The sequence below is a fragment of the Haemophilus sp. UMB1048 genome, from assembly GCF_030218125.1.
Taxonomy (GTDB): Bacteria; Pseudomonadota; Gammaproteobacteria; order Enterobacterales; family Pasteurellaceae; genus Haemophilus_D.
Window position 1 is genome coordinate 122,647 of sequence record NZ_JASOPB010000002.1, and the last position, 18,982, is coordinate 141,628.

The following is an 18,982-nucleotide window of genomic DNA, read 5'->3' on the forward strand; positions in this document are numbered from 1 at the left end:
ATTGTACGAAAAATTATTCTTCGCCTAATTCGCCCATTGCGGTGATGCTGAAACCGGCATCTACGTGAACGATTTCACCAGTAATACCAGATGCTAAATCGGAGCATAAGAATGCTGCAGAGTTACCCACATCTTCGATAGTGACAGTACGGCGTAATGCTGCGGTTTTCTCGAAGGTAGCAAGCATTTTCTTTAAGTTTTTAACACCTGATGCCGCTAAAGTACGGATTGGACCTGCAGAAATTGCATTTACACGAATACCTTCTTTACCTAAGTCAGCAGCCATTACGCGAGTAGCCGCTTCAAGAGATGCTTTCGCTAAACACATCACGTTGTAGTTAGGAATTGCGCGCTCTGCACCTAAGTAAGAAAGGGTTAATAACGCTGCATTTGGATTTAAGTAAGGACGTGCCGCTTGTGCCATAGCAACAAAGCTGAATGCACTGATGTCGTGAGCGATACGGTAGCCTTCACGAGTTGCAGCATTTACATAATCACCATCTAATTGATCGCCTGGTGCGAATGCGATAGCGTGTACGAAACCATCAAATTTTTCCCAACGTTTGCTTAATTCTGCAAAGCAATTTTGGATGCTTTCATCGGTCGCTACGTCTAAAGGAAGGACGATGTCAGAACCAAATTCTTTTGCAAATTCTTCTACGCGTGGTTGTAATTTATCGTTTAAATAAGTGAAAGCAAGTTCAGCACCTTGTTCTTTCATTGCTTTTGCGATCCCGTAAGCGATAGAACGGTTGCTTGCAAGACCTGTTACTAAAATACGTTTACCAGTTAAGAAACCCATATTTTTTCCTATGTTTGAGTTAAAAAAATCGACGAGATTATACTTGTTTTGTGTGCTTTCGGCAATCAATCAATCACACTTTGTACCAGTTAGGCCGGATTATCAATATCTTTAAATTCTACATCCAGACCATATTCCGTTGCCAACCATTCACCTAATGCTTTGATACCATAGCGTTCAGTCGCATGATGACCCGCCGCAAAGAAATGAATACCTTGCTCACGAGCAGAGTGAATTGTTTGCTCCGAAACCTCACCGGTAATAAAGGCATCACAACCTTGTGCTGCAGCTAAATCAATATAGCCTTGTCCGCCACCGGTACAAATGCCAATTTTATGGATTAAGTGCGGTCCATTTTCGATGCAAATTAACGGTTTGCGTTGAAGCACTTGTTCAATACTTTGTGCAAACTCTTCAGCGGTAACAGAATCTTTTAACGTTCCCCAAACAGGAATGCTGGTTGCGCTATTTTCTAAAGGTTGGAGATCGCTAATCCCTAATAACTGAGCAAGTTTTGCATTGTTGCCTAATTCTGGGTGAACATCCAGAGGCAAGTGGTAGCCGTATAAATTAATATCATTTACAAGTAAGGTTTTGATGCGTTTGCCTTTCATGCCGCGAATACATGGATTTTCACTTTTCCAAAAATAGCCATGGTGGACAAGTACCGCATCAGCTTGTTGTGCAACAGCATAATCAATTAGTGCTTGGCTTGCGGTGACTCCCGTAATGATCTTTTTGATCTCCGCTTTGCCTTCTACTTGCAAACCGTTAGGCGCGTAATCGTTAATTCTATATGTGCTAAGTTTTTCGTTTAGTAAACGTTCAAGTTCTAGATTGTTCATGATTTCTAAGAAAAAAGAAAAGGGTGAGATATGGTAAGAGATTTCAAAAAAAATGGCTAGTGCAAAAGGAGTGGGGGAATGCACTAGCCAGTAGAGTGTCTGTCATAACACAAGTTTACTATCTAAAACGAGATTCATTATATATTTAATTATATAAAGATCAAGAAAAAAATAAGGAAAATTTTCCTTATTTTTCGATATGTCGTTTTAGTATTCAAAAACAGATGAAAAATCAACCGCACTTATGAATATAAACTTGGCTCATCTTCCGTTGGACGGGTTTTAAATCGGCGGTGTAGCCACATGTATTGTTCCACACCTTTTAAGATTTCTTTTTCCACGACTTTATTCATTCTTGCAGCGATCGCCGTTTCATCTGAAAGATCAGAAAAATCCACTGGTGGCGAAATACTGACTGTATAGCCTGAACCATCTTTATTACGTAATGGGGCAAAAGGCACGACTTTACAATTTGGTGCGGATTTAAGTAGATAATAACTCCCCGTAGTAGTTGCCGCTTCTTGTACAGCAAAGAAAGGTACAAATACGGCATTTTTTCTGCCGTAATCATGATCAGGGGCATACCAAATAGTTTCACCTTTGCGTAAAGCTTTAAACATTCCACGTAGATCTTTTCGGTTCAGCATATCTTTATTTGAACGTAAGCGACCTTTAATTTGTAACCAATCGAGTACTGGATTGTCATTTGGACGATAAACACCTATTCCAGGATGATGTAAGCCCACAATACGCGCGCCTAACTCAAGAGTGAGGAAATGAACACCCACAAAGACAATGCCGTCTTGAGCATTTTCTTTTAAATAATTTAAGCCTTCAACCTTTGACCATTTTTTAATGCGCGCATCAGACCAAAACCACGCCATGCCGGTTTCAATAATCGCCATGCCAACGGCGCGTAAGTTTTCTTGCAAAATGGCTTCACGTTCTTGCTCGGGCATTTCTGGGAAGCAGAGCTCAAGATTTCGGCGAGCAATCGCTGCACGACGTTTTCCCACTTTTAGTTTTGAGAAAAGCCAGCCTAAGCCGTTGCCGATGTGACGTAAAATTGGATAGGGAAGTAACAAAAGGCTTCGCCAAATCGCCACACCAAGCCAAAAGCCCCAGTATTTAGGTGCAAGAAAGTGCGGTTGAAATTGAGGGAGTTTTTCGTTTTTCATAATTCTTTTCTGGTTAGTTCGGCGTGTAGTTTATCGCAAATTTGAGTTGTGGTAAAATTGCACCAAATTTTTATTATTCCAACAGAGAGATTTCAAAATGGCTCAATATTCTGCCAATTTTAATCAAGCGAAAGTATTAGTGTTAGGCGATGTCATGCTTGACCGTTACTGGTTTGGTGCAACTAATCGTATTTCGCCAGAAGCACCGGTTCCTGTTGTTCGCGTACAAAATAACGAAGAACGAGCAGGTGGTGCAGCAAACGTGGCGATGAATATTGCTTCTCTTAATGTACCCGTACAAATTTTAGGCTTAATTGGTCAGGATGAAACAGGTTCTGCTTTAACGAATTTATTACAGCATCAAAAAATTGATTGTAATTTTGTGGCATTGGATACTCATCCAACGATTACGAAATTACGTATTTTATCTCGCCATCAACAATTACTTCGTTTGGATTTCGAAGAAGATTTCCAAAACGTAGAATGCCAAGAGTTGCTAGCGAAATTAGAAGTTGAAGTGAAAAATTTCGGTGCATTAGTGCTTTCGGATTACGGCAAAGGCACGTTAAAAGATGTGCAAAAGATGATCCAAATTGCACGCAAAGCGAACGTACCCGTGTTGATCGATCCAAAAGGTACAGATTTTGAACGTTATCGTGGTGCGACTTTACTGACACCAAATATGTCAGAATTTGAAGCGGTGGTAGGTAAGTGTGATTCTGAAGAAGAAATCATTGAGAAAGGTTTAAAATTAATTTCAGACATCGAATTGACCGCACTTTTAGTGACGCGTTCTGAAAAAGGCATGACATTACTTCGACCAAATCAAGAGCCATTCCATTTACCAACGCTTGCAAAAGAAGTATTTGATGTGACTGGTGCGGGCGATACCGTAATCAGCGTATTAGCAACCGCACTTGCAGATGGTCGTTCTTTTGAAGAATCTTGCTACTTAGCCAATGTGGCGGCAGGTATTGTGGTTGGTAAATTGGGTACATCAACCGTTTCTACTGTGGAATTAGAGAATGCAATCCATGGCCGTTCTGAAACAGGCTTCGGTATTATGTCAGAAATCCAATTAAAAACTGCAGTAGCTCATGCTAAAGCGCGCGGTGAGAAAATTGTGATGACAAACGGTTGTTTCGATATTCTTCACCCTGGCCATGTGTCTTATTTAGAAAATGCTCGCAAACTTGGCGATCGTTTAATTGTTGCCGTGAATACGGATGACTCAGTAAAACGCTTAAAAGGTGAAAGTCGTCCAATTAACAATCTAAATGCACGTATGGCAGTATTGGCTGGTTTAGCCTCTGTGGATTGGGTGGTTTCTTTTGATGAAGATACACCACAACGTTTAATCGGCGATATTTTACCGGATTTATTGGTGAAAGGCGGCGATTATAAACCAGAAGAGATTGCAGGCAGTAAAGAAGTGTGGGCGAACGGCGGCGATGTTCGTGTATTGAATTTCGAAAATGGCTGTTCAACTACAAACGTGATTGAGAAAATCAAAGCGCTGAAAGATTAATGGCTTTATAATAAAAACGACGGGTAACCTGTTTTACAAGTTGCCCGTTTTTTATTTTAGAATTTATATCGGATATTGCCGAAATAAATGCGTCCTTCTTCTGGGTAGCCAGCTTGATAGTAGTAGTTTTTATCAAAGAGGTTCGATACACCCGCTTCTAAACTTAACCCTGAAACAGGTTCATAGATCAATTTCGCATTACTGTTTCCAAAACCAGAGAGTTTCCCAGTGTTACCGCCATCTAAATAATAACGCCCATGTTCCGCTTCTTGGCTCACATAAAGTGAAAGATTTGGTAACATTTTCCAATCAATAAATGCAAAGAATTTATGTTTTGGCACATTCTTCACAATGAGATCTTGGGTTTTATTTTTTGCATGGGTATAGGTGTAGTTTGCACCTAACGTTAAATTATTTGTTGCAAAAAGATTTATAGCTAGCTCAACACCTTTAAAGGCTTCTTTGCCTACATTTTGATATTGATTGAGTTTTTTGCTAATTGCGACTTCTTCAATGGCATCTTTCACTTCAGAATAGAAAAGTGCGCTATCCACTCTTAACCAATCGCCAAAGGTATACATATAGCTGGCTTCGTAGTGATAGGCAGTTTCTGGGCTTAAAAACGGATTCGGCTCAGTACGCCCAAAGCGACGAGAATAACGTTCTTTCATTGTGGCAAAGCGAGTTTTCTTCGCAAAACTCAGCGCAAATTCATCATGTTCAGTGAAATGATGGGCAAGTTTGATTTGGTAATTAAAGGCATGTTTATTACCGATATCAAACGGACAAATCGCATTTTTTTGATGAGTTGATGCACATTGTTTTTCAAATTTCTCTGCACGGTTTGAATCGCGTTTGTCGTAGCTGATACCTGTAATCAGAGCGGTTTTCTCATTAAAACGATGAGTATTTTCTAAACCAAAGCTGTAGGTACGATCTTTATCTACTGCAGTAGGTTCATCATCATTATGTTCGCGATGCACGTCATATTTAATGAGGGTAGAGAATTTTAAGTAGTCTTTGGAGGTTAAATCACCACCTAAATCAAAGCCCGCACCGTAGGAATAATCACGGTAATAGCTATTAAAGCTCGATTTTTTCTTTTGAGTACTAAATGTTGCGTCATCAAAAGCGCGTAAGTCATTTTTAAAGGTGTCGTAAAATGCTTTCGTGTTCAGCGTGAGATTATGGGCGCCAAATTCAGTATGTGAAAGGAAATAGATACTGTCTTTATCCCATATCGGCCAGCGCCAGTAGCGTTCAAAGCTATCAGTGCCAGAATAGAACGGCGATTCTTTGGTGCCTTTTTGTGTGGAGAACGCAAGTGCGTATTCATCATGCTCATTTGGTGTATAAGCGACTTTTAAACTTAATTTTTTATCACGTTGTTTAGAATTTTCTGCTCGGCTACCATCATCACCTTTAGGATTGATTTGTTGATAATGATGAGAAAGTTGTAAGCCTTGTTTTTCAACAAAAGAACCATTTATTTGCACATAAAATAATTCTTGTTTAGTCCCTAAATTAAAATCAGTTTTATTGGTTGCTGTACCGCCACTTTTACCATGTGAAAAACCATAGCCAATAGAACCTTCGAAAGGTTTAGTTGGTTTTTTGGAAATTAAATTCACTGCACCACCCATGGTATTTGCACCATAAAGCACAGAGCTTGCGCCTTTAGAAATATCAATACGAGATAAGTCAAAAGTGGTAAAACGACCTAAGTCCATTTCGCCATCATAAGGGACATAAACAGGAATACCATCCATAAATACGGGTACGCGGCGAGCATTAAAACCACGTACTAATAAGTTATATTCGTTGCGTGCACCACCATGTTCGACAAACACACCCGGTGTGCTTTTTGCTATATCAGACACACGCTCTTGGTTGTTTTTTTGTAATTCAGCTTGATCAATACGCGCGGTGCTGAGATCACTCGCTTTTTCACCGATGACTTCAATTTGACCAAGAGTAAATACATTCTCGGCATAAGCAGGCAAGCAAGCCAAACTAATGGAGATGCAAAGCAGTTTCTTTTCCATTGGAACATCCTTTTAGGTTGGGGGTGAAACGTAACTTCAATGCAATGGTGATCGCGGCGAAAATTTTCTCATCATTATGGGGAAAATTTTCTCGTAAAGTGCGGTTAGAATCGCTGAAGTTTATTTTTCCGTTAGCTAATTCTGTGAGTAAAATGGAAGGGGTAAGTTGAAGTTGCTCCGCAATTTGTAGAATTGAAAAGTGCTCAAACGTCATGATCAAACGATCTAAATTGCAATAGGTTGGGTAGCGACTATATGTCACCAAATCGTTAAATTGTTGAACAATTTTGACCGCTTTATTTTTACGATTGAAGAAGTGTAAAGCCACACCCAAAATAAACAGTAAAGCAGAACCTAAATGCAACTGAAAGATGCCTTGAATGGGCCACTGGAAGTAAATCCCTAAGCCGCTGAACAATATCCCAGCCAATCCTGCAATGAGCATACAAAGTAAGCAAAACTTATAAATTACATCCCATTTCATTTTTTTCACCTTTAGCTATGAACAATAAATATTATATAATTAAAAATATAACGATGTTATTATAACAAAATTTATTTGTTATGTTGAAAAATATATAGCGTTAAAATTAAGTTGTATCAGTTGAATGGCTAAAAGAGGGAGAAAACATGAAAAAATGGATAACCATTGTACTTTCAGTCTGTGTAGGAACCGCAGCATTAGCAACCGAGGAAGTGTCTTATTTAGCAGGGGAATTACCTCCGCCAGCTAAAATTGAAAAAGTCTTAAGTGCAGGTAATCCAGCCGATGTATTATTGCTTTCAAGTGCACCGAATAAATTGCTGGGATTGGCGGGATTTAATATGGAAAAACGCGGAAAACTTTTCCCTGCTGTGCAACAAACTTTACCAACCTTAGGGAAAATAGCTGGAAAAGGCAGTACACTCTCACCAGAGAAAATTGTGGCATTACAACCGAATTTAATTATAGATGTAGGCAATGTCACCCCAAACTATATCGATCAAGCAAAACGTACTTTTGAACAAACGGGCGTGCCTTATTTGTTGCTAGATGGCAAACTCAGTGAAACACCTCATACCTTACGTTATTTAGGCAAAGTATTAGGGGTAGAGAACGTAACTGAACCTCAGGCTAAGTATGCAGAAGAAACACTTAAACAAGCGGTCGAAAACGCCTCTAAATTTACCAAAACCTTCTATTTAGCTCGTAGTGCTGATGGCTTGCAAACAGGACAAAAAGACTCCATTCATACAGAAGCTATTGAAAGAGTCGGTTTAAAAAACGTGGTAGAAGGCGATCATAAAGGGCTCACACAGGTTTCAATGGAGCAGCTTTTATTATGGAATCCTGATGTGATTTTCAGCCAATCCCCAGAGTTTTTGAAAACCTTAAAAGAGAATCCGCAATGGCAACAATTAAGTGCGGTCAAAAATGGACAAGTTTTTTTAATTCCGAATAATCCATTTGGTTGGTTAGATTCGCCACCTAGTGTGAACCGTTTGCTTGGAGTACGTTGGGTCTCTCATTTAGTCAGCGGTAAACCTATTGCTGAATTTGCAAAAGAAGTACAAACGTTTTATCACTTGTTCTATCAGATTGAATTAACCGCAGAACAAGCGGCTCAATTGCTACATGATGTGAAATAGCTATGCCGTATTTTGTTCAGCGTAACCCGAAAGTATTTTTTACTTCGCTGGTGATTTTGCTAGTCGGCACCATTTTGCTCTCGTTGAATGTGGGGAAATTTCCGATCTCTCCAGTTCAACTTGGGCAAGCAATTCGTTGTGTATTTGAAACCGAATGTCAAACCCCATCTTCCGTTGAAACGGTGCTTTGGCATATTCGCACACCACGTATTTTAGTGGCGTGTTTAGTGGGAGCCGCGCTGGCTGCAGCGGGGGCGACTTATCAGGGGATGTTTAAAAATCCGTTGGTTTCTCCTGATATCTTAGGTGTTTCAAGCGGCGCAGGACTAGGTGCATCATTAGCCATTTTCTACAATTTACCGATGTTTTATGTGCAGCTCTTTGCCTTTGGTGGCGGTATTTTGGCTGTGTTATGTGTATCGATGGTCGCATCAAGAAGCCGTAATCAAGATCCCATTTTGGTCTTAGTGCTTTCGGGGATTGCTATTGGTTCATTACTTGGCGCAGGTATTTCACTGTTAAAAATTTTAGCTGATCCTTTTACCCAGCTACCTTCCATTACTTTTTGGCTCTTAGGCAGTTTTACCGCGGTTGGTGTGAAAGAATTAAGCCAACTAGCCCCAATTTTAATCTTCGGTATTTTGCCGCTTTTCTTATTACGCTGGCGCTTAAATCTACTTGCTTTAGAAGAAGATGAAGCCAAAAGTCTCGGTATTCCTATTCAACGCACACGCTATATTTTGATCATTTTCACCACGCTTTGCACTGCAAGTTCGGTCTCAATTACAGGCATTATTGGCTGGGTAGGTTTGCTCGTTCCCCATATTGCGCGATTATTGGTGGGAGCCAATTTTATTTTGTTATTACCCACCTCATTATTGCTTGGCGCGAGTTTCTTACTTTTAACCGACACGCTTGCTCGCACGGTTGCGAGCATTGAACTCCCAATAGGGATTTTAACCTCCGCTTGTGGCGCACCATTTTTCCTCTATTTATTGTTGAGAGGGCGAAAATGAATTTAATTGAAACCCAACAGCTCACGATTGGCTATGGCAATAAACCGTTGTTAGACAAAATCAATTTTGCTCTCAAACCTCAGCAAATTTGTTGTTTGCTTGGCGCGAATGGAGCGGGGAAAAGTACTTTCTTAAAAACCTTGTTAGGCTTGCAACCTGCACTCAATGGGCAAATTCTCTTTCAAAATCGACCGCTTGCTACATATTCAGCCGCTGAATTAGCACGTGAAATTGCCTATGTGCCGCAAGCACATGCGCAACTTTTCCCATTTCTTGTGCAAGATATGGTATTGATGGGGCGTTCTGCTTATTTGAAATGGTATCAAACGCCGAAAGCTGAAGATAAAGATCTTGCCCTTGCGGCTTTAGAGGAATTACAAATAACGCACCTTGCCAAACGCTATTATCACGAACTTAGTGGTGGCGAAAAACAACTTGTACTCATTGCACGAGCTATCGCTCAACAGGCGAAATTATTGATTATGGACGAACCGACAGCTAGTCTTGATTTCGGTAATCAAATTCGAGTATTGGAAAAAATTAAGCAACTACAGCATCAAAACATCGCCTTGCTGATTACGACTCACAACCCTCAACAAGCGGCCTATTTAGCCGAGAATATTGCTATGCTCGATCAAGAATTTGGTTTCCAACAAGGTGAGAAAAGTGAATTAATGACGCTTGAAAACCTCGCCAAAATTTACCGCACTTCAGTTCAGGAATTGCAAAAACATCTCAACATTTAAGGACAAACGATGATTTATTTTTCAGACAAAGAACTCGATGATCTTTTATTAGAAGATATTTATCGCGGAGACTTAACCACGCGCGCATTAGGAGTGGAAAAAGTCCCAGCAAAAATTGAATTCAAACGTAAAAATGCCGGTGTAGTGGCAGGGATTTCGGTAGCAGAACGATTACTGAAAAAATTAGACATTACTCCACAGATTTATGTGAATGAAGGGGAATCAGTTGAAGCAGGTGCTGTGTTGCTAAGTGCGGTCGATTCTGCGGACAAATTACAGCAGGCATGGAAAGTCGTGCAGCTTGTATTGGAATGGTCTTGTGGCGTGGCACAATACACGGCAGAGATGATTGCTAATGCCAAAGCCATTAACCCGAATGCGGTGGTGGCTTGTACCCGTAAAAGTATCCCGAATACCCGAAAACTGGCGACTAATGCGGTGCTGGCTGCTGGTGGACATATCCATCGTCAAGGCGTGAGTGAAACTGTATTGGTTTTCACTAACCACCGTAATTTATTGGCTGAACCGAATAACTGGGTGCATCTTGTGGAAACCTTAAAGCGTGAAGCACCAGAAAATAAGATTACTCTCGAAGCAGACAATTTTGCTCAATTCGAACAAATGATTACAGCCTCTCCCGATATTATTCAGCTAGATAAATGGTCGGTTGAAGACGTGAAAGCCGCCCTGGATCTCATCAATGCGCAAGACAAAAATATTACGCTTTCTGTCGCGGGTGGAGTGAATAAAAACAATGTGGCGAATTATGCCAAGCTTGGTATTAATTTGTTTATCACTTCTGCACCTTATTATGCGGCGCCAGAGGATATTAAGGTGGTGATCAGTAAAGCATAGTCGTTTTGATTAGAATATCGATTATTTTGTATATATCGCTATATATTTTGTTGTATAATCAAGGTCCGTTTTCATTTTAAGGATAATTTATGAAATTTAATCGTTTATTTGCTGCAGCTTTGTTCGGCATTTTTTCCACATCGGCATTAGCTGCTCGTGTTGTAACTGATCAATTGGATCGTCAAGTGACGATTCCCGATCATATTCAGCGTGCTGTAGTATTACAGCATCAAACCCTTAATATTGCCGTGCAATTAGATGCCACTAAACAAATTGTTGGAGTGTTATCAAATTGGAAAAAACAACTGGGGCAAAATTATGTACGTTTAGCGCCGGAATTAGAAAAAATGGCTATGCCGGGTGATTTGAATTCGGTGAATATTGAAAGTTTGTTGGAACTAAAACCGGATGTGGTATTTGTTACCAACTATGCACCACCAGAAATGATTAAGCAAATTGCTGATACTGGTATTCCGGTGATTGCCATTTCTCTACGAACTGGCAGCGATAAAGATAAACTTAATCCAACCTTGGCCGATGAAGATAACGCTTATAACGAAGGTTTAACCCAAGGTATTGAGTTGATTGCTCAAGTGTTTGAAAAAGAACAACAAGGCAAAGAATTAGTTAAAGCAGCATTTGCGAATCGTAAAATGTTGGCGGATCGTTTGGGAGTCATTCCTACGGATAAACGAGTGCGTACTTATATGGCTAACCCTGATTTAAATACCTATGGTTCGGGTAAATATACCGGTTTAATGTTGGAACATGCAGGTGCTTATAACGTCGCGGCGGCGACAGTGAAAGGCTTTAAACAGGTATCTATGGAAAATGTGCTTGAGTGGAATCCAGCAGTGATTTTGGTACAAGATCGTTATCCTAAAGTGGTATCACAAATTAAAGAAGATGCGGCTTGGGCTAATATTGATGCAGTGAAAAATAACCAAGTATTTTTAATGCCAGAATATGCGAAAGCGTGGGGGTATCCGATGCCAGAAGCTTTGGCATTAGGTGAAGTTTGGTTAGCAAAATCGCTATATCCGCAAAAATTCCAAGATATCGATTTAGATAAAATGGTGAACGACTATTATTTAAAATTCTATCGTCAGCCGTATAACAATGGTAAATAAACATTCTAAATTGATGGGCTTATTGTTCATTGTCTTGGTCGCTAGCGCCCTGATTTCTTTAGGAATCGGGCGTTATGCTTTATCCCTAGAGCAGATTTTGCAAATTTTAACGGCAGAATTGACCGCACTTCCTATTGATCCAATCCATCAGCAAGTTATTTTCCAAGTTCGTTTACCGCGTATTTTATCTGCCCTTTGTGTGGGGGCCGGATTAGCCTTAAGCGGCGCCACATTACAGGGCATTTTTCGTAATCCGTTGGTGGATCCGCATATTATTGGTGTTACCTCAGGTTCAGCATTTGGCGGCACGTTGGCCATTTTTTTTAGTTTGAGTCTGTATGGCTTATTTGCCAGTACGATTTTTTTCGGTTTAAGTACATTAGTACTCGTTTTTTTGTTTAGCTTAAAGTTTGGTCGAAGAAGTTTACTGATGTTGATTTTAATCGGGATGATTTTAAGTGGGCTATTTTCTGCATTAGTGAGTCTGTTGCAGTATGTTTCCGACACCGAAGAAAAATTACCTAGTATTGTGTTTTGGTTGATGGGCAGCTTTGCCACCGCCAATACGGAAAAATGGCTGTTTTTCTTTATACCTTTTGTCTGTTGTTCAATATTGTTGTTAAAACTGAGTTGGCGCTTGAATTTACTTTCTTTAGAGGATAAAGAGGCAAAAGCGTTAGGTGTGAAAGTCGGACGATTACGTTGGTTGGTCATTGGGCTCAGCGGGACTTTAGTGGCGTGCCAAGTAGCAATTAGCGGTAGCATTGGCTGGGTAGGTTTGATTATTCCACATATTAGCCGAATGTTGGTTGGTGCAAATCACCAACGTTTACTACCTTGTACGATGTTAGTGGGCGCGATTTATATGCTGTGGGTGGACAATGCCGCCCGTGCCTTAACTGATAATGAAATTCCAATCAGTATTTTAACCGCACTTATTGGCGCACCTCTGTTTGGTATATTAGTTTATCGTTTAAAACGAAATGGAGCGATGCGTGACTGATTTGATTAAAGTAAGTGAGCTTGCATTTGCTTATGAAAAAAATAATCTGCTTTTTCAACATCTCAATTTTGCTTTACTGAAAGGAGAGATTCTTGCCATTTTAGGACAAAATGGTTGTGGCAAAAGTACCTTGTTAGATCTGTTACTTGGCATTCATCGCCCCTTACAAGGTAATATTCAGCTGAATGACTCAATTGGTTTTGTCCCGCAATTTTTCAGTGCACCTTTTGCCTATTCGGTATTGGATATTGTGCTAATGGGGCGTTCAAACCATATTGCCACCTTTAGTAAGCCCAAACCCAAAGATATTGAAGTGGCTCTACAGGCATTAACGGATTTAGGCTTGCAACATTTAGCTGAACAAGATTTTTCTTCACTTTCAGGAGGGCAGCGCCAGTTGATCTTGATTGCGCGTGCCATAGCATCCGAATGTCGTTTAATGCTGTTGGATGAACCAACTTCAGCACTTGATTTAGCCAATCAGGATGCTGTGTTATCACTTTTAAGACAATTAACGAAAAAGCACGGCTTGGGAATTATTTTCACCACGCATCAACCTAACCATGCACTAGCGATTGCGGATAAAACACTTTTGATCAATCGAGATTTTATTCGCTTTGGGCAAACGGATGAAATATTAACTTCTGAGAATCTGACCGCACTCTTTCATTTACCCATGATTGTTGAACAATCGCAATATCAACAGCAACAGTTTAGCCATTTTGTGCCAGTTTATGAGGTGTTGTTAGAAGGAAAGAGAGATGAATAAACTCACTATTTATAGCGCAGGAAGCTTTCGATATGCCTTATTGGAGATTACTGGTGCATTTAAGCAATGTAATGAAGTAGAAATTGAATGCATATTTGGTCCTGCTGGTTTGTTGAAAACGCGCATAATGGAAGGGGAGTTAGCTGATGTTTTTATTAGTGCGAATTCAGAAAATGTATCGGCACTAGGGAGTCGAGTTTTTCAGCAACAGGTGCTCACTTATAATCAACTTATGCTAACAACAAAAAATAAGCCAGAATTTCAGCGAGATACCCTTGAGTTACTTTTTGATGAACAATATCGGTTAGTCACGTCAACGCCGGTTTGTGATCCTTGCGGTGATTATACTTGGCAGCTTTTTGACCTCATTGAAAAAGATTATCCAGAACAAGGTAAAAGGTTAAAATCGAAGGCATTGAAATTAGTTGGAGGAACAGAAAATCAAGTTGTTATACCGCCAGGTGAAATGGCTTCACATTATCTCTTGAAAAACGATTATGCGGATATGATGTTGGGCTATGCGCATTACCAGACAAGATTAGAAAATGTGGGGATGCTTTGTCATACATTACCATCCGAATATGATATTCGCGCAGAGTATGTCCTCGCTATGCTGAATGATACCGAATTGACGCAACGATTGTATCAATTTTTATTGAGCAAGCATGCGCAAGAGATTATTCGTAAGAATGGATTTAAAAATGATTAAACATTTAGGGGGAACAGAGTAATAATTCCTTGCTTTTATTGGATTCAATCGTTAAAATTCAGGCTCCTTGTCATCGCTGAGTTAGAGATCGGCGAATGATGTATTAATAACACTACCTTTTAGGAGTAAAAAATGTCTCTAAGTACTGAAAAAAAAGCAGCAATCGTTGCTGAATTTGGTCGCGATGCGAAAGATACTGGTTCTTCTGAAGTTCAAATCGCATTATTAACTGCACAAATCAACCACTTACAAGCTCACTTTGCTGAGCACAAAAAAGACCACCATGGTCGTCGTGGTTTATTACGTATGGTTTCTCGTCGTCGTAAACTTTTAGACTACTTAAAACGTACTGATCTTGCTTTATACCAAAGCACTATCGCTCGTTTAGGTTTACGTCGCTAATTTTTATTACGATAGTAAAAATAAAAGCCTTCGGATTATCGAGGGCTTTTTTATTTTCTACATATTAGAAAAAATAAAAAAACGGTCAAAAATTTGACCGCTCTTTTTTAGTTCATTAGTTTGCAATACCTTTATGACGAAGCAATGCGTCTAGTTGAGGTTCACGTCCACGGAAGCGTTTGAATAATACCATTGGTTCTTCAGAGCCACCGCGAGTGAGAATTTCATCTAAGAAGGATTTACCCGTAACTGGATTGAAAATCCCTTCTTCTTCAAAACGAGAGAAGGCATCAGCAGATAGTACTTCAGCCCATAAATAGCTGTAATAACCGGCCGCATAACCGCCCGCAAAAATATGGCTAAAGCTATGTGGCGCTCTTGCCCATTCAACACCTTTAATCACGGCAACTTTATCTTTCACAGCTTTTAAGGTATCAAGCACTTGGTTAGCTTTACCCACTTCAAAAATATGATGAAGGGTAAAATCAAACAAGCCAAATTCAAGCTGACGTAACACAAACATTGCCGCTTGATAGTTTTTCGCTTTGAGAAGTTGATTTAATTTTTCTTCTGGCAATGGTTCGTGCGTTTCAAAGTGACCCGAAATAAAATCAAGGGCTTCTTTTTCCCAACACCAGTTTTCCATAAATTGACTTGGAAGCTCTACCGCATCCCAAGGTACACCATTGATACCCGCGACATCTGGCACATCAACTTTGGTGAGCATATGGTGAATACCATGACCAAATTCGTGGAAGAGAGTCGTGACTTCATCATGGGTGAATAGCGCAGGTTTATCACCAATAGGCGCATTGAAGTTACAAGTTAAATAGGCAACAGGTTTTTGAATTGAACCGTCGACATTGCGTTTTCTACCAATACAATCATCCATCCATGCGCCGCCACGTTTATTTTCGCGTGCATAAAGATCGAGATAGAAACTGCCGCGTACTTCATCGGTTTCATCAATTAAATCAAAGAAACGCACATCTTTGTGCCAAGTATCTACACCAAAACGTTCAACTGCACGAATATTAAAAATACGTTTAATTAATTCAAATAAGCCGGAAATAACGCGATCTTCAGGGAAATAAGGACGAAGTTCTTCATCATTGATCGCATATAAATGTTGTTTTTGTTTTTCGGAATAGAAACTGATATCCCAAGGCGCAAGTTCAGTGACACCAAATTCTTTTTCACAATAAGCTTTAAGTTCAGCTAATTCTTTCTCACCTTGTGCTTTTGAACGATCCGCAAGGTTATTTAAGAAGTCTAACACTTGTTGTGGATTTTCTGCCATTTTGGTCGCAAGTGAGCGTTCAGTATAGGTATTAAAACCTAGCAATTTAGCTAATTCCACGCGTAACGTCATGATTTCTTCAATAATCGTCGTATTATCCCATTTACCGGCATTTGGACCTTGATCAGAAGCGCGAGTCGCATAAGCTCGATACATTTCTTCGCGTAATGCTGCATTTTCACAATAGGTCATAATGGGTAAATAACTTGGGATTTCTAACGTAAAGCGATAGCCTTTCAAGCCCTTACTTTCTGCAGATTGTTTTGCCGCAAGTAATGCAGATTCAGGAAGACCTGCTAATTCACTTTCATCTTCAATGACTTTTTCCCAGCCCATAGTGGCATCGAGTACATTATTGCTAAATTGTGAGCTTAATTCAGATAAGCGAGTAACAATCTCACCATAACGTTTTTGTTTTTCTTCGGATAAACCGATACCTGAAAGCTCAAAATCACGTAGTGCATTTTCAATGGCTTTCTTTTGTGCGACGGAATAAGTCGCAAATTCAGGGCTATTTTTTAAGGATAAATAGGCATTGTATAACCCTTCGTGTTGGCCAACCCAGGTGCTGTATTCAGAAAGTAGTGGTAAGCAAGCTTGGTACGCATCACGTAATTCAGGGCTGTTTTTAACTGAATTTAAATGGGAGATCGGTGACCAAGCACGACTTAAGTGCTCGCCTGCTTCAGAAAGCGGTTCAATAAAGTTTTCCCAAGTAAAGTGCGGTTGTTTTAAAACTTGTTCAATGGCTTGACGATTTTCTTCGATGAGTTTTTGGATTGCTGGTTGAATATGCTCCGGTTTGATTTGAGAAAACGAAGGTAAGCCTTCAATATGAAGTAATGGATTAGACATAAATATTCCTTTTGCTAATAGTTTCTTTAATAAATTGCGGCAAATTCTATAATATCAAGGTTGAAAAATCTAAAAAATCAGTGATAATTGCGTATCACTTTTATTTAGGATTTATGATGGACGGCACTTCCTTTTTTTCTATTATCATTTTTTCTGGCATCATTGCTCTTGCGATCGTTGTAGGTGTTGTTTCACTTAAGTTTTTCCCAAAAACTTCTTTAACCAAGGCTATGTATGTTGCTCTTGGATGCATTTCTTTAATATTAGGTGTTATTGGTATTTTTTTACCTATTCTTCCGACCACACCTTTTTTACTGCTTACACTTTATTCTTTTGCGAAAGGTTCTTCTCGTTTAGAGCAATGGTTTTTAGGGACGAAGCTTTATCAAAAGCACCTAAAATCCTTTAATGAACGTCGTGCATTGACGAAAAAAGCAAAAATTTCTATTCTAACGTTTTCAACCACAATGCTTTTAATTGGCTTTTACTTTACCCCAAGCGTTGTGGGTCGAACGATTATTGCCATTTTAATTGCGGTAAAATATTGGTTCTTTTTCTTTTGGATTAAAACAGAAGACGTTAAAAATGGATAATTCTTTCCTTAATTGGCTTAAAAGTGCGGTCATTTTCGGTATCGTTTTTGGATTGAGTGCTTGTGATAAATTAAACAGCCCTAAATCTACAAATACGGCAACGGAAGAGCAACCAACACAAAGCCAGTCTATCAAACAAGAGAATACTTCAAAACCGAATCGTACATTACTGGCTCGGGCGTTTACTCATCCTCCTTCTTTTGAGCCTTGGTCTGTTCGTTATCCAGAACAAGAGGGCTTATTACGTGATTTGTATGAAGGCTTAACCGCTTATGATCCGGAAGGGAGAATCGTGCCGGGTATCGCAGAAAGTTGGGAAACAAAAGACAACAAAACCTGGATCTTTACCTTACGTGAAGGGCTTCGTTGGTCAAATGGTGATCCCTTAGTTGCCCAAGATGTCATGCTTTCTTGGCAAGCACTGTCTCAATCAAATAGCCCATTAAGATCTTATTTGGCTTATCTCAACCTAAAAAATGCGAAAGGCGTTTTAGAAAAAAATAAACCTTTTAGGAGCTTAGGAATTTATGCGGAAAATGACCGCACTTTACGCATTGAGCTCGATAAAGCAACGCCTTATTTACCGGAAATGTTGGCGCATATCAGCCTTGTGCCTCAATATCGCGATCCAGATTACCCAGTGACAAACGGGGCTTATATGATCGAAAGCGAAAGTGTGAAAAGCATACACTTAACTAAAAATCCCTATTATTGGCAGAAAAATAATGTGGCTTTTGAGCGTGTAGAATATTTGCCTTTTATCGCCACTAAATTATCTGACTTTGATGTGGTGCTTGATGTACCAGAAGTACACGCGGACCTTCAACATTTCCCACAGCTTTGCAGTTATTTTTATGAATTTAATCTCAACGATCCTAAAGTTGCTAAGGCCGATGTGCGCAAGGCGATTGCTTCGTTGGTCTCTGTCACCAATATCGTGAATAATGAAATTCCAGCGGCAATTCCGAGTTCATATTTTTTACCAAAAGCCATGTTAAATGGACAAGATTCAAGATGGGAGCCTGTTGTTGCCGAGCAGCTATTGGCTCAAAATAAAATTAATGAAAGGCATCCGCTACACTTAAATGTGCTTTATGATGAGACGCCATTGCATGTAAATATCGCGCAACGTTTAGTAGGGCAATTAACGCAATCAGATATGTTGCGTGTGGATGCACAACCAGTCAGTTGGCAAACATTACAGACTAAACGTCAAAAAGGTGATTTCCAAGTCATTCGTTCTGGTTGGTGTGCGGACTTTAATCATCCGATGGCATTCTTGGGGTTGTTCTATTCTAGAAGCCCTGATAATAAAAATGGCTATGCCAATGCGGAATATGACCAACTTTTTGAGCAAGCATTGAAAAGCTTAAATGAAAAAGAGCGGTCAGAAATTTACTTAAAATTAAGTGAGAAGATCCAACAGGAAAACCTTGCTTTACCGCTTTTCCAATACACCATGCCAGTTTATCTTTCTCCAACTATTATGGGAGCGAAGAAAAATCCAGTGGGTGTCATTTACAGTAAGGATCTATGGCGAAAAGTTGAAAGCTAAAGCTGATTAAGAAAGTTGTTCA

18 protein-coding genes are annotated in these 18,982 nt (G+C 39.7%); 12 read left to right on the top strand and 6 right to left on the bottom strand.

Going from position 1 to position 18,982, the window contains the following annotated elements; genetic code table 11:
- Positions 1–13 precede the first annotated feature (13 nt).
- From QP437_RS02365 to QP437_RS02375, 3 genes are all read right to left on the bottom strand, one after another.
- Entirely contained in the window at positions 14–802 is a 789-nt protein-coding gene (locus QP437_RS02365) for an SDR family oxidoreductase (protein WP_285266816.1), read from the bottom strand.
- An 89-nt stretch (positions 803–891) separates the two neighbouring features.
- Positions 892–1,647 carry a Nif3-like dinuclear metal center hexameric protein gene (locus QP437_RS02370; protein ID WP_285266817.1) on the bottom strand — a complete coding sequence of 252 codons (756 nt, stop codon included), beginning with the start codon at positions 1,645–1,647 and terminating at the stop codon, positions 892–894.
- A 242-nt stretch (positions 1,648–1,889) separates the two neighbouring features.
- A complete protein-coding gene (locus QP437_RS02375) occupies positions 1,890–2,825 on the bottom strand; it encodes a Kdo(2)-lipid IV(A) acyltransferase (RefSeq protein WP_285266818.1) in 936 nt (311 codons plus the stop codon).
- Positions 2,826–2,922: 97 nt separating this feature from the next.
- On the opposite strand from QP437_RS02375, the gene hldE reads away from it, so the two are divergent.
- On the top strand, positions 2,923–4,353 hold the full coding sequence (gene hldE, locus QP437_RS02380; RefSeq protein ID WP_285266819.1) for a bifunctional D-glycero-beta-D-manno-heptose-7-phosphate kinase/D-glycero-beta-D-manno-heptose 1-phosphate adenylyltransferase HldE: 1,431 nt from the start codon (positions 2,923–2,925) through the stop codon (positions 4,351–4,353).
- A gap of 56 nt (positions 4,354–4,409) precedes the next feature.
- On the opposite strand, the gene QP437_RS02385 is transcribed toward hldE, so the two are convergent.
- Together QP437_RS02385 and QP437_RS02390 are read right to left on the bottom strand one after the other, a co-directional pair.
- Positions 4,410–6,398 carry a TonB-dependent siderophore receptor gene (locus QP437_RS02385; RefSeq protein ID WP_285266820.1) on the bottom strand — a complete coding sequence of 663 codons (1,989 nt, stop codon included), beginning with the start codon at positions 6,396–6,398 and terminating at the stop codon, positions 4,410–4,412.
- Positions 6,367–6,882 (bottom strand): hypothetical protein, encoded by a 516-nt coding sequence (locus tag QP437_RS02390; RefSeq protein ID WP_285266821.1) that lies wholly within the window; start codon positions 6,880–6,882, stop codon positions 6,367–6,369. The genes QP437_RS02385 and QP437_RS02390 overlap by 32 nt, the downstream gene beginning before the upstream one ends.
- Before the next feature lie 146 nt (positions 6,883–7,028).
- On the opposite strand from QP437_RS02390, the gene QP437_RS02395 reads away from it, so the two are divergent.
- From QP437_RS02395 to rpsO, 9 genes are all read left to right on the top strand, one after another.
- On the top strand, positions 7,029–8,027 hold the full coding sequence (locus QP437_RS02395; protein WP_285266822.1) for an iron ABC transporter substrate-binding protein: 999 nt from the start codon (positions 7,029–7,031) through the stop codon (positions 8,025–8,027).
- 2 nt (positions 8,028–8,029) lie between these two features.
- Positions 8,030–9,043, top strand: coding sequence for an iron ABC transporter permease (locus tag QP437_RS02400; RefSeq protein WP_285266823.1), 1,014 nt, complete (start codon positions 8,030–8,032; stop codon positions 9,041–9,043).
- On the top strand, positions 9,040–9,789 hold the full coding sequence (locus QP437_RS02405; protein ID WP_285266824.1) for an ABC transporter ATP-binding protein: 750 nt from the start codon (positions 9,040–9,042) through the stop codon (positions 9,787–9,789). The genes QP437_RS02400 and QP437_RS02405 overlap by 4 nt, the downstream gene beginning before the upstream one ends.
- A gap of 9 nt (positions 9,790–9,798) precedes the next feature.
- On the top strand, positions 9,799–10,644 hold the full coding sequence (gene modD, locus QP437_RS02410) for a ModD protein (protein WP_285266825.1): 846 nt from the start codon (positions 9,799–9,801) through the stop codon (positions 10,642–10,644).
- Between the two features lie 89 nt (positions 10,645–10,733).
- Positions 10,734–11,774 (top strand): ABC transporter substrate-binding protein, encoded by a 1,041-nt coding sequence (locus QP437_RS02415; RefSeq protein ID WP_285266826.1) that lies wholly within the window; start codon positions 10,734–10,736, stop codon positions 11,772–11,774.
- Positions 11,764–12,777, top strand: a complete 1,014-nt coding sequence (locus QP437_RS02420) for an iron ABC transporter permease (protein WP_285266827.1) — start codon at positions 11,764–11,766, stop codon at positions 12,775–12,777. The genes QP437_RS02415 and QP437_RS02420 overlap by 11 nt, the downstream gene beginning before the upstream one ends.
- Positions 12,758–13,546 carry an ABC transporter ATP-binding protein gene (locus QP437_RS02425; protein ID WP_336620756.1) on the top strand — a complete coding sequence of 263 codons (789 nt, stop codon included), beginning with the start codon at positions 12,758–12,760 and terminating at the stop codon, positions 13,544–13,546. Before QP437_RS02420 ends, QP437_RS02425 begins: the two co-directional genes overlap by 20 nt.
- Entirely contained in the window at positions 13,539–14,255 is a 717-nt protein-coding gene (locus tag QP437_RS02430; protein WP_285266829.1) for a substrate-binding domain-containing protein, read from the top strand. Before QP437_RS02425 ends, QP437_RS02430 begins: the two co-directional genes overlap by 8 nt.
- Positions 14,256–14,387: 132 nt before the next feature.
- Positions 14,388–14,657: a 30S ribosomal protein S15 gene (rpsO, locus tag QP437_RS02435; protein ID WP_005628925.1), complete on the top strand. Its 270-nt coding sequence runs from the start codon at positions 14,388–14,390 to the stop codon at positions 14,655–14,657.
- Between the two features lie 115 nt (positions 14,658–14,772).
- On the opposite strand, the gene prlC is transcribed toward rpsO, so the two are convergent.
- On the bottom strand, positions 14,773–16,812 hold the full coding sequence (prlC, locus tag QP437_RS02440) for an oligopeptidase A (protein ID WP_285266830.1): 2,040 nt from the start codon (positions 16,810–16,812) through the stop codon (positions 14,773–14,775).
- A gap of 230 nt (positions 16,813–17,042) precedes the next feature.
- On the opposite strand from prlC, the gene QP437_RS02445 reads away from it, so the two are divergent.
- Both QP437_RS02445 and QP437_RS02450 read left to right on the top strand, forming a co-directional pair.
- Complete coding sequence (locus tag QP437_RS02445) at positions 17,043–17,405, top strand: YbaN family protein (RefSeq protein ID WP_049367535.1); 363 nt, start codon at positions 17,043–17,045, stop codon at positions 17,403–17,405.
- Positions 17,398–18,960 (top strand): peptide ABC transporter substrate-binding protein, encoded by a 1,563-nt coding sequence (locus tag QP437_RS02450; protein WP_285266831.1) that lies wholly within the window; start codon positions 17,398–17,400, stop codon positions 18,958–18,960. Before QP437_RS02445 ends, QP437_RS02450 begins: the two co-directional genes overlap by 8 nt.
- Positions 18,961–18,982: the final 22 nt, after the last annotated feature.

Bases quoted from the DNA above. Each gene is read 5' to 3' on its own strand.
- QP437_RS02365 (WP_285266816.1), bottom strand. From the start codon at position 802: ATGGGTTTCTTAACTGGTAAACGTATTTTAGTAACAGGTCTTGCAAGC.
- QP437_RS02370 (WP_285266817.1), bottom strand. From the start codon at position 1,647: ATGAACAATCTAGAACTTGAACGTTTACTAAACGAAAAACTTAGCACA.
- QP437_RS02375 (WP_285266818.1), bottom strand. From the start codon at position 2,825: ATGAAAAACGAAAAACTCCCTCAATTTCAACCGCACTTTCTTGCACCT.
- hldE (WP_285266819.1), top strand. From the start codon at position 2,923: ATGGCTCAATATTCTGCCAATTTTAATCAAGCGAAAGTATTAGTGTTA.
- QP437_RS02385 (WP_285266820.1), bottom strand. From the start codon at position 6,398: ATGGAAAAGAAACTGCTTTGCATCTCCATTAGTTTGGCTTGCTTGCCT.
- QP437_RS02390 (WP_285266821.1), bottom strand. From the start codon at position 6,882: ATGAAATGGGATGTAATTTATAAGTTTTGCTTACTTTGTATGCTCATT.
- QP437_RS02395 (WP_285266822.1), top strand. From the start codon at position 7,029: ATGAAAAAATGGATAACCATTGTACTTTCAGTCTGTGTAGGAACCGCA.
- QP437_RS02400 (WP_285266823.1), top strand. From the start codon at position 8,030: ATGCCGTATTTTGTTCAGCGTAACCCGAAAGTATTTTTTACTTCGCTG.
- QP437_RS02405 (WP_285266824.1), top strand. From the start codon at position 9,040: ATGAATTTAATTGAAACCCAACAGCTCACGATTGGCTATGGCAATAAA.
- modD (WP_285266825.1), top strand. From the start codon at position 9,799: ATGATTTATTTTTCAGACAAAGAACTCGATGATCTTTTATTAGAAGAT.
- QP437_RS02415 (WP_285266826.1), top strand. From the start codon at position 10,734: ATGAAATTTAATCGTTTATTTGCTGCAGCTTTGTTCGGCATTTTTTCC.
- QP437_RS02420 (WP_285266827.1), top strand. From the start codon at position 11,764: ATGGTAAATAAACATTCTAAATTGATGGGCTTATTGTTCATTGTCTTG.
- QP437_RS02425 (WP_336620756.1), top strand. From the start codon at position 12,758: ATGGAGCGATGCGTGACTGATTTGATTAAAGTAAGTGAGCTTGCATTT.
- QP437_RS02430 (WP_285266829.1), top strand. From the start codon at position 13,539: ATGAATAAACTCACTATTTATAGCGCAGGAAGCTTTCGATATGCCTTA.
- rpsO (WP_005628925.1), top strand. From the start codon at position 14,388: ATGTCTCTAAGTACTGAAAAAAAAGCAGCAATCGTTGCTGAATTTGGT.
- prlC (WP_285266830.1), bottom strand. From the start codon at position 16,812: ATGTCTAATCCATTACTTCATATTGAAGGCTTACCTTCGTTTTCTCAA.
- QP437_RS02445 (WP_049367535.1), top strand. From the start codon at position 17,043: ATGTATGTTGCTCTTGGATGCATTTCTTTAATATTAGGTGTTATTGGT.
- QP437_RS02450 (WP_285266831.1), top strand. From the start codon at position 17,398: ATGGATAATTCTTTCCTTAATTGGCTTAAAAGTGCGGTCATTTTCGGT.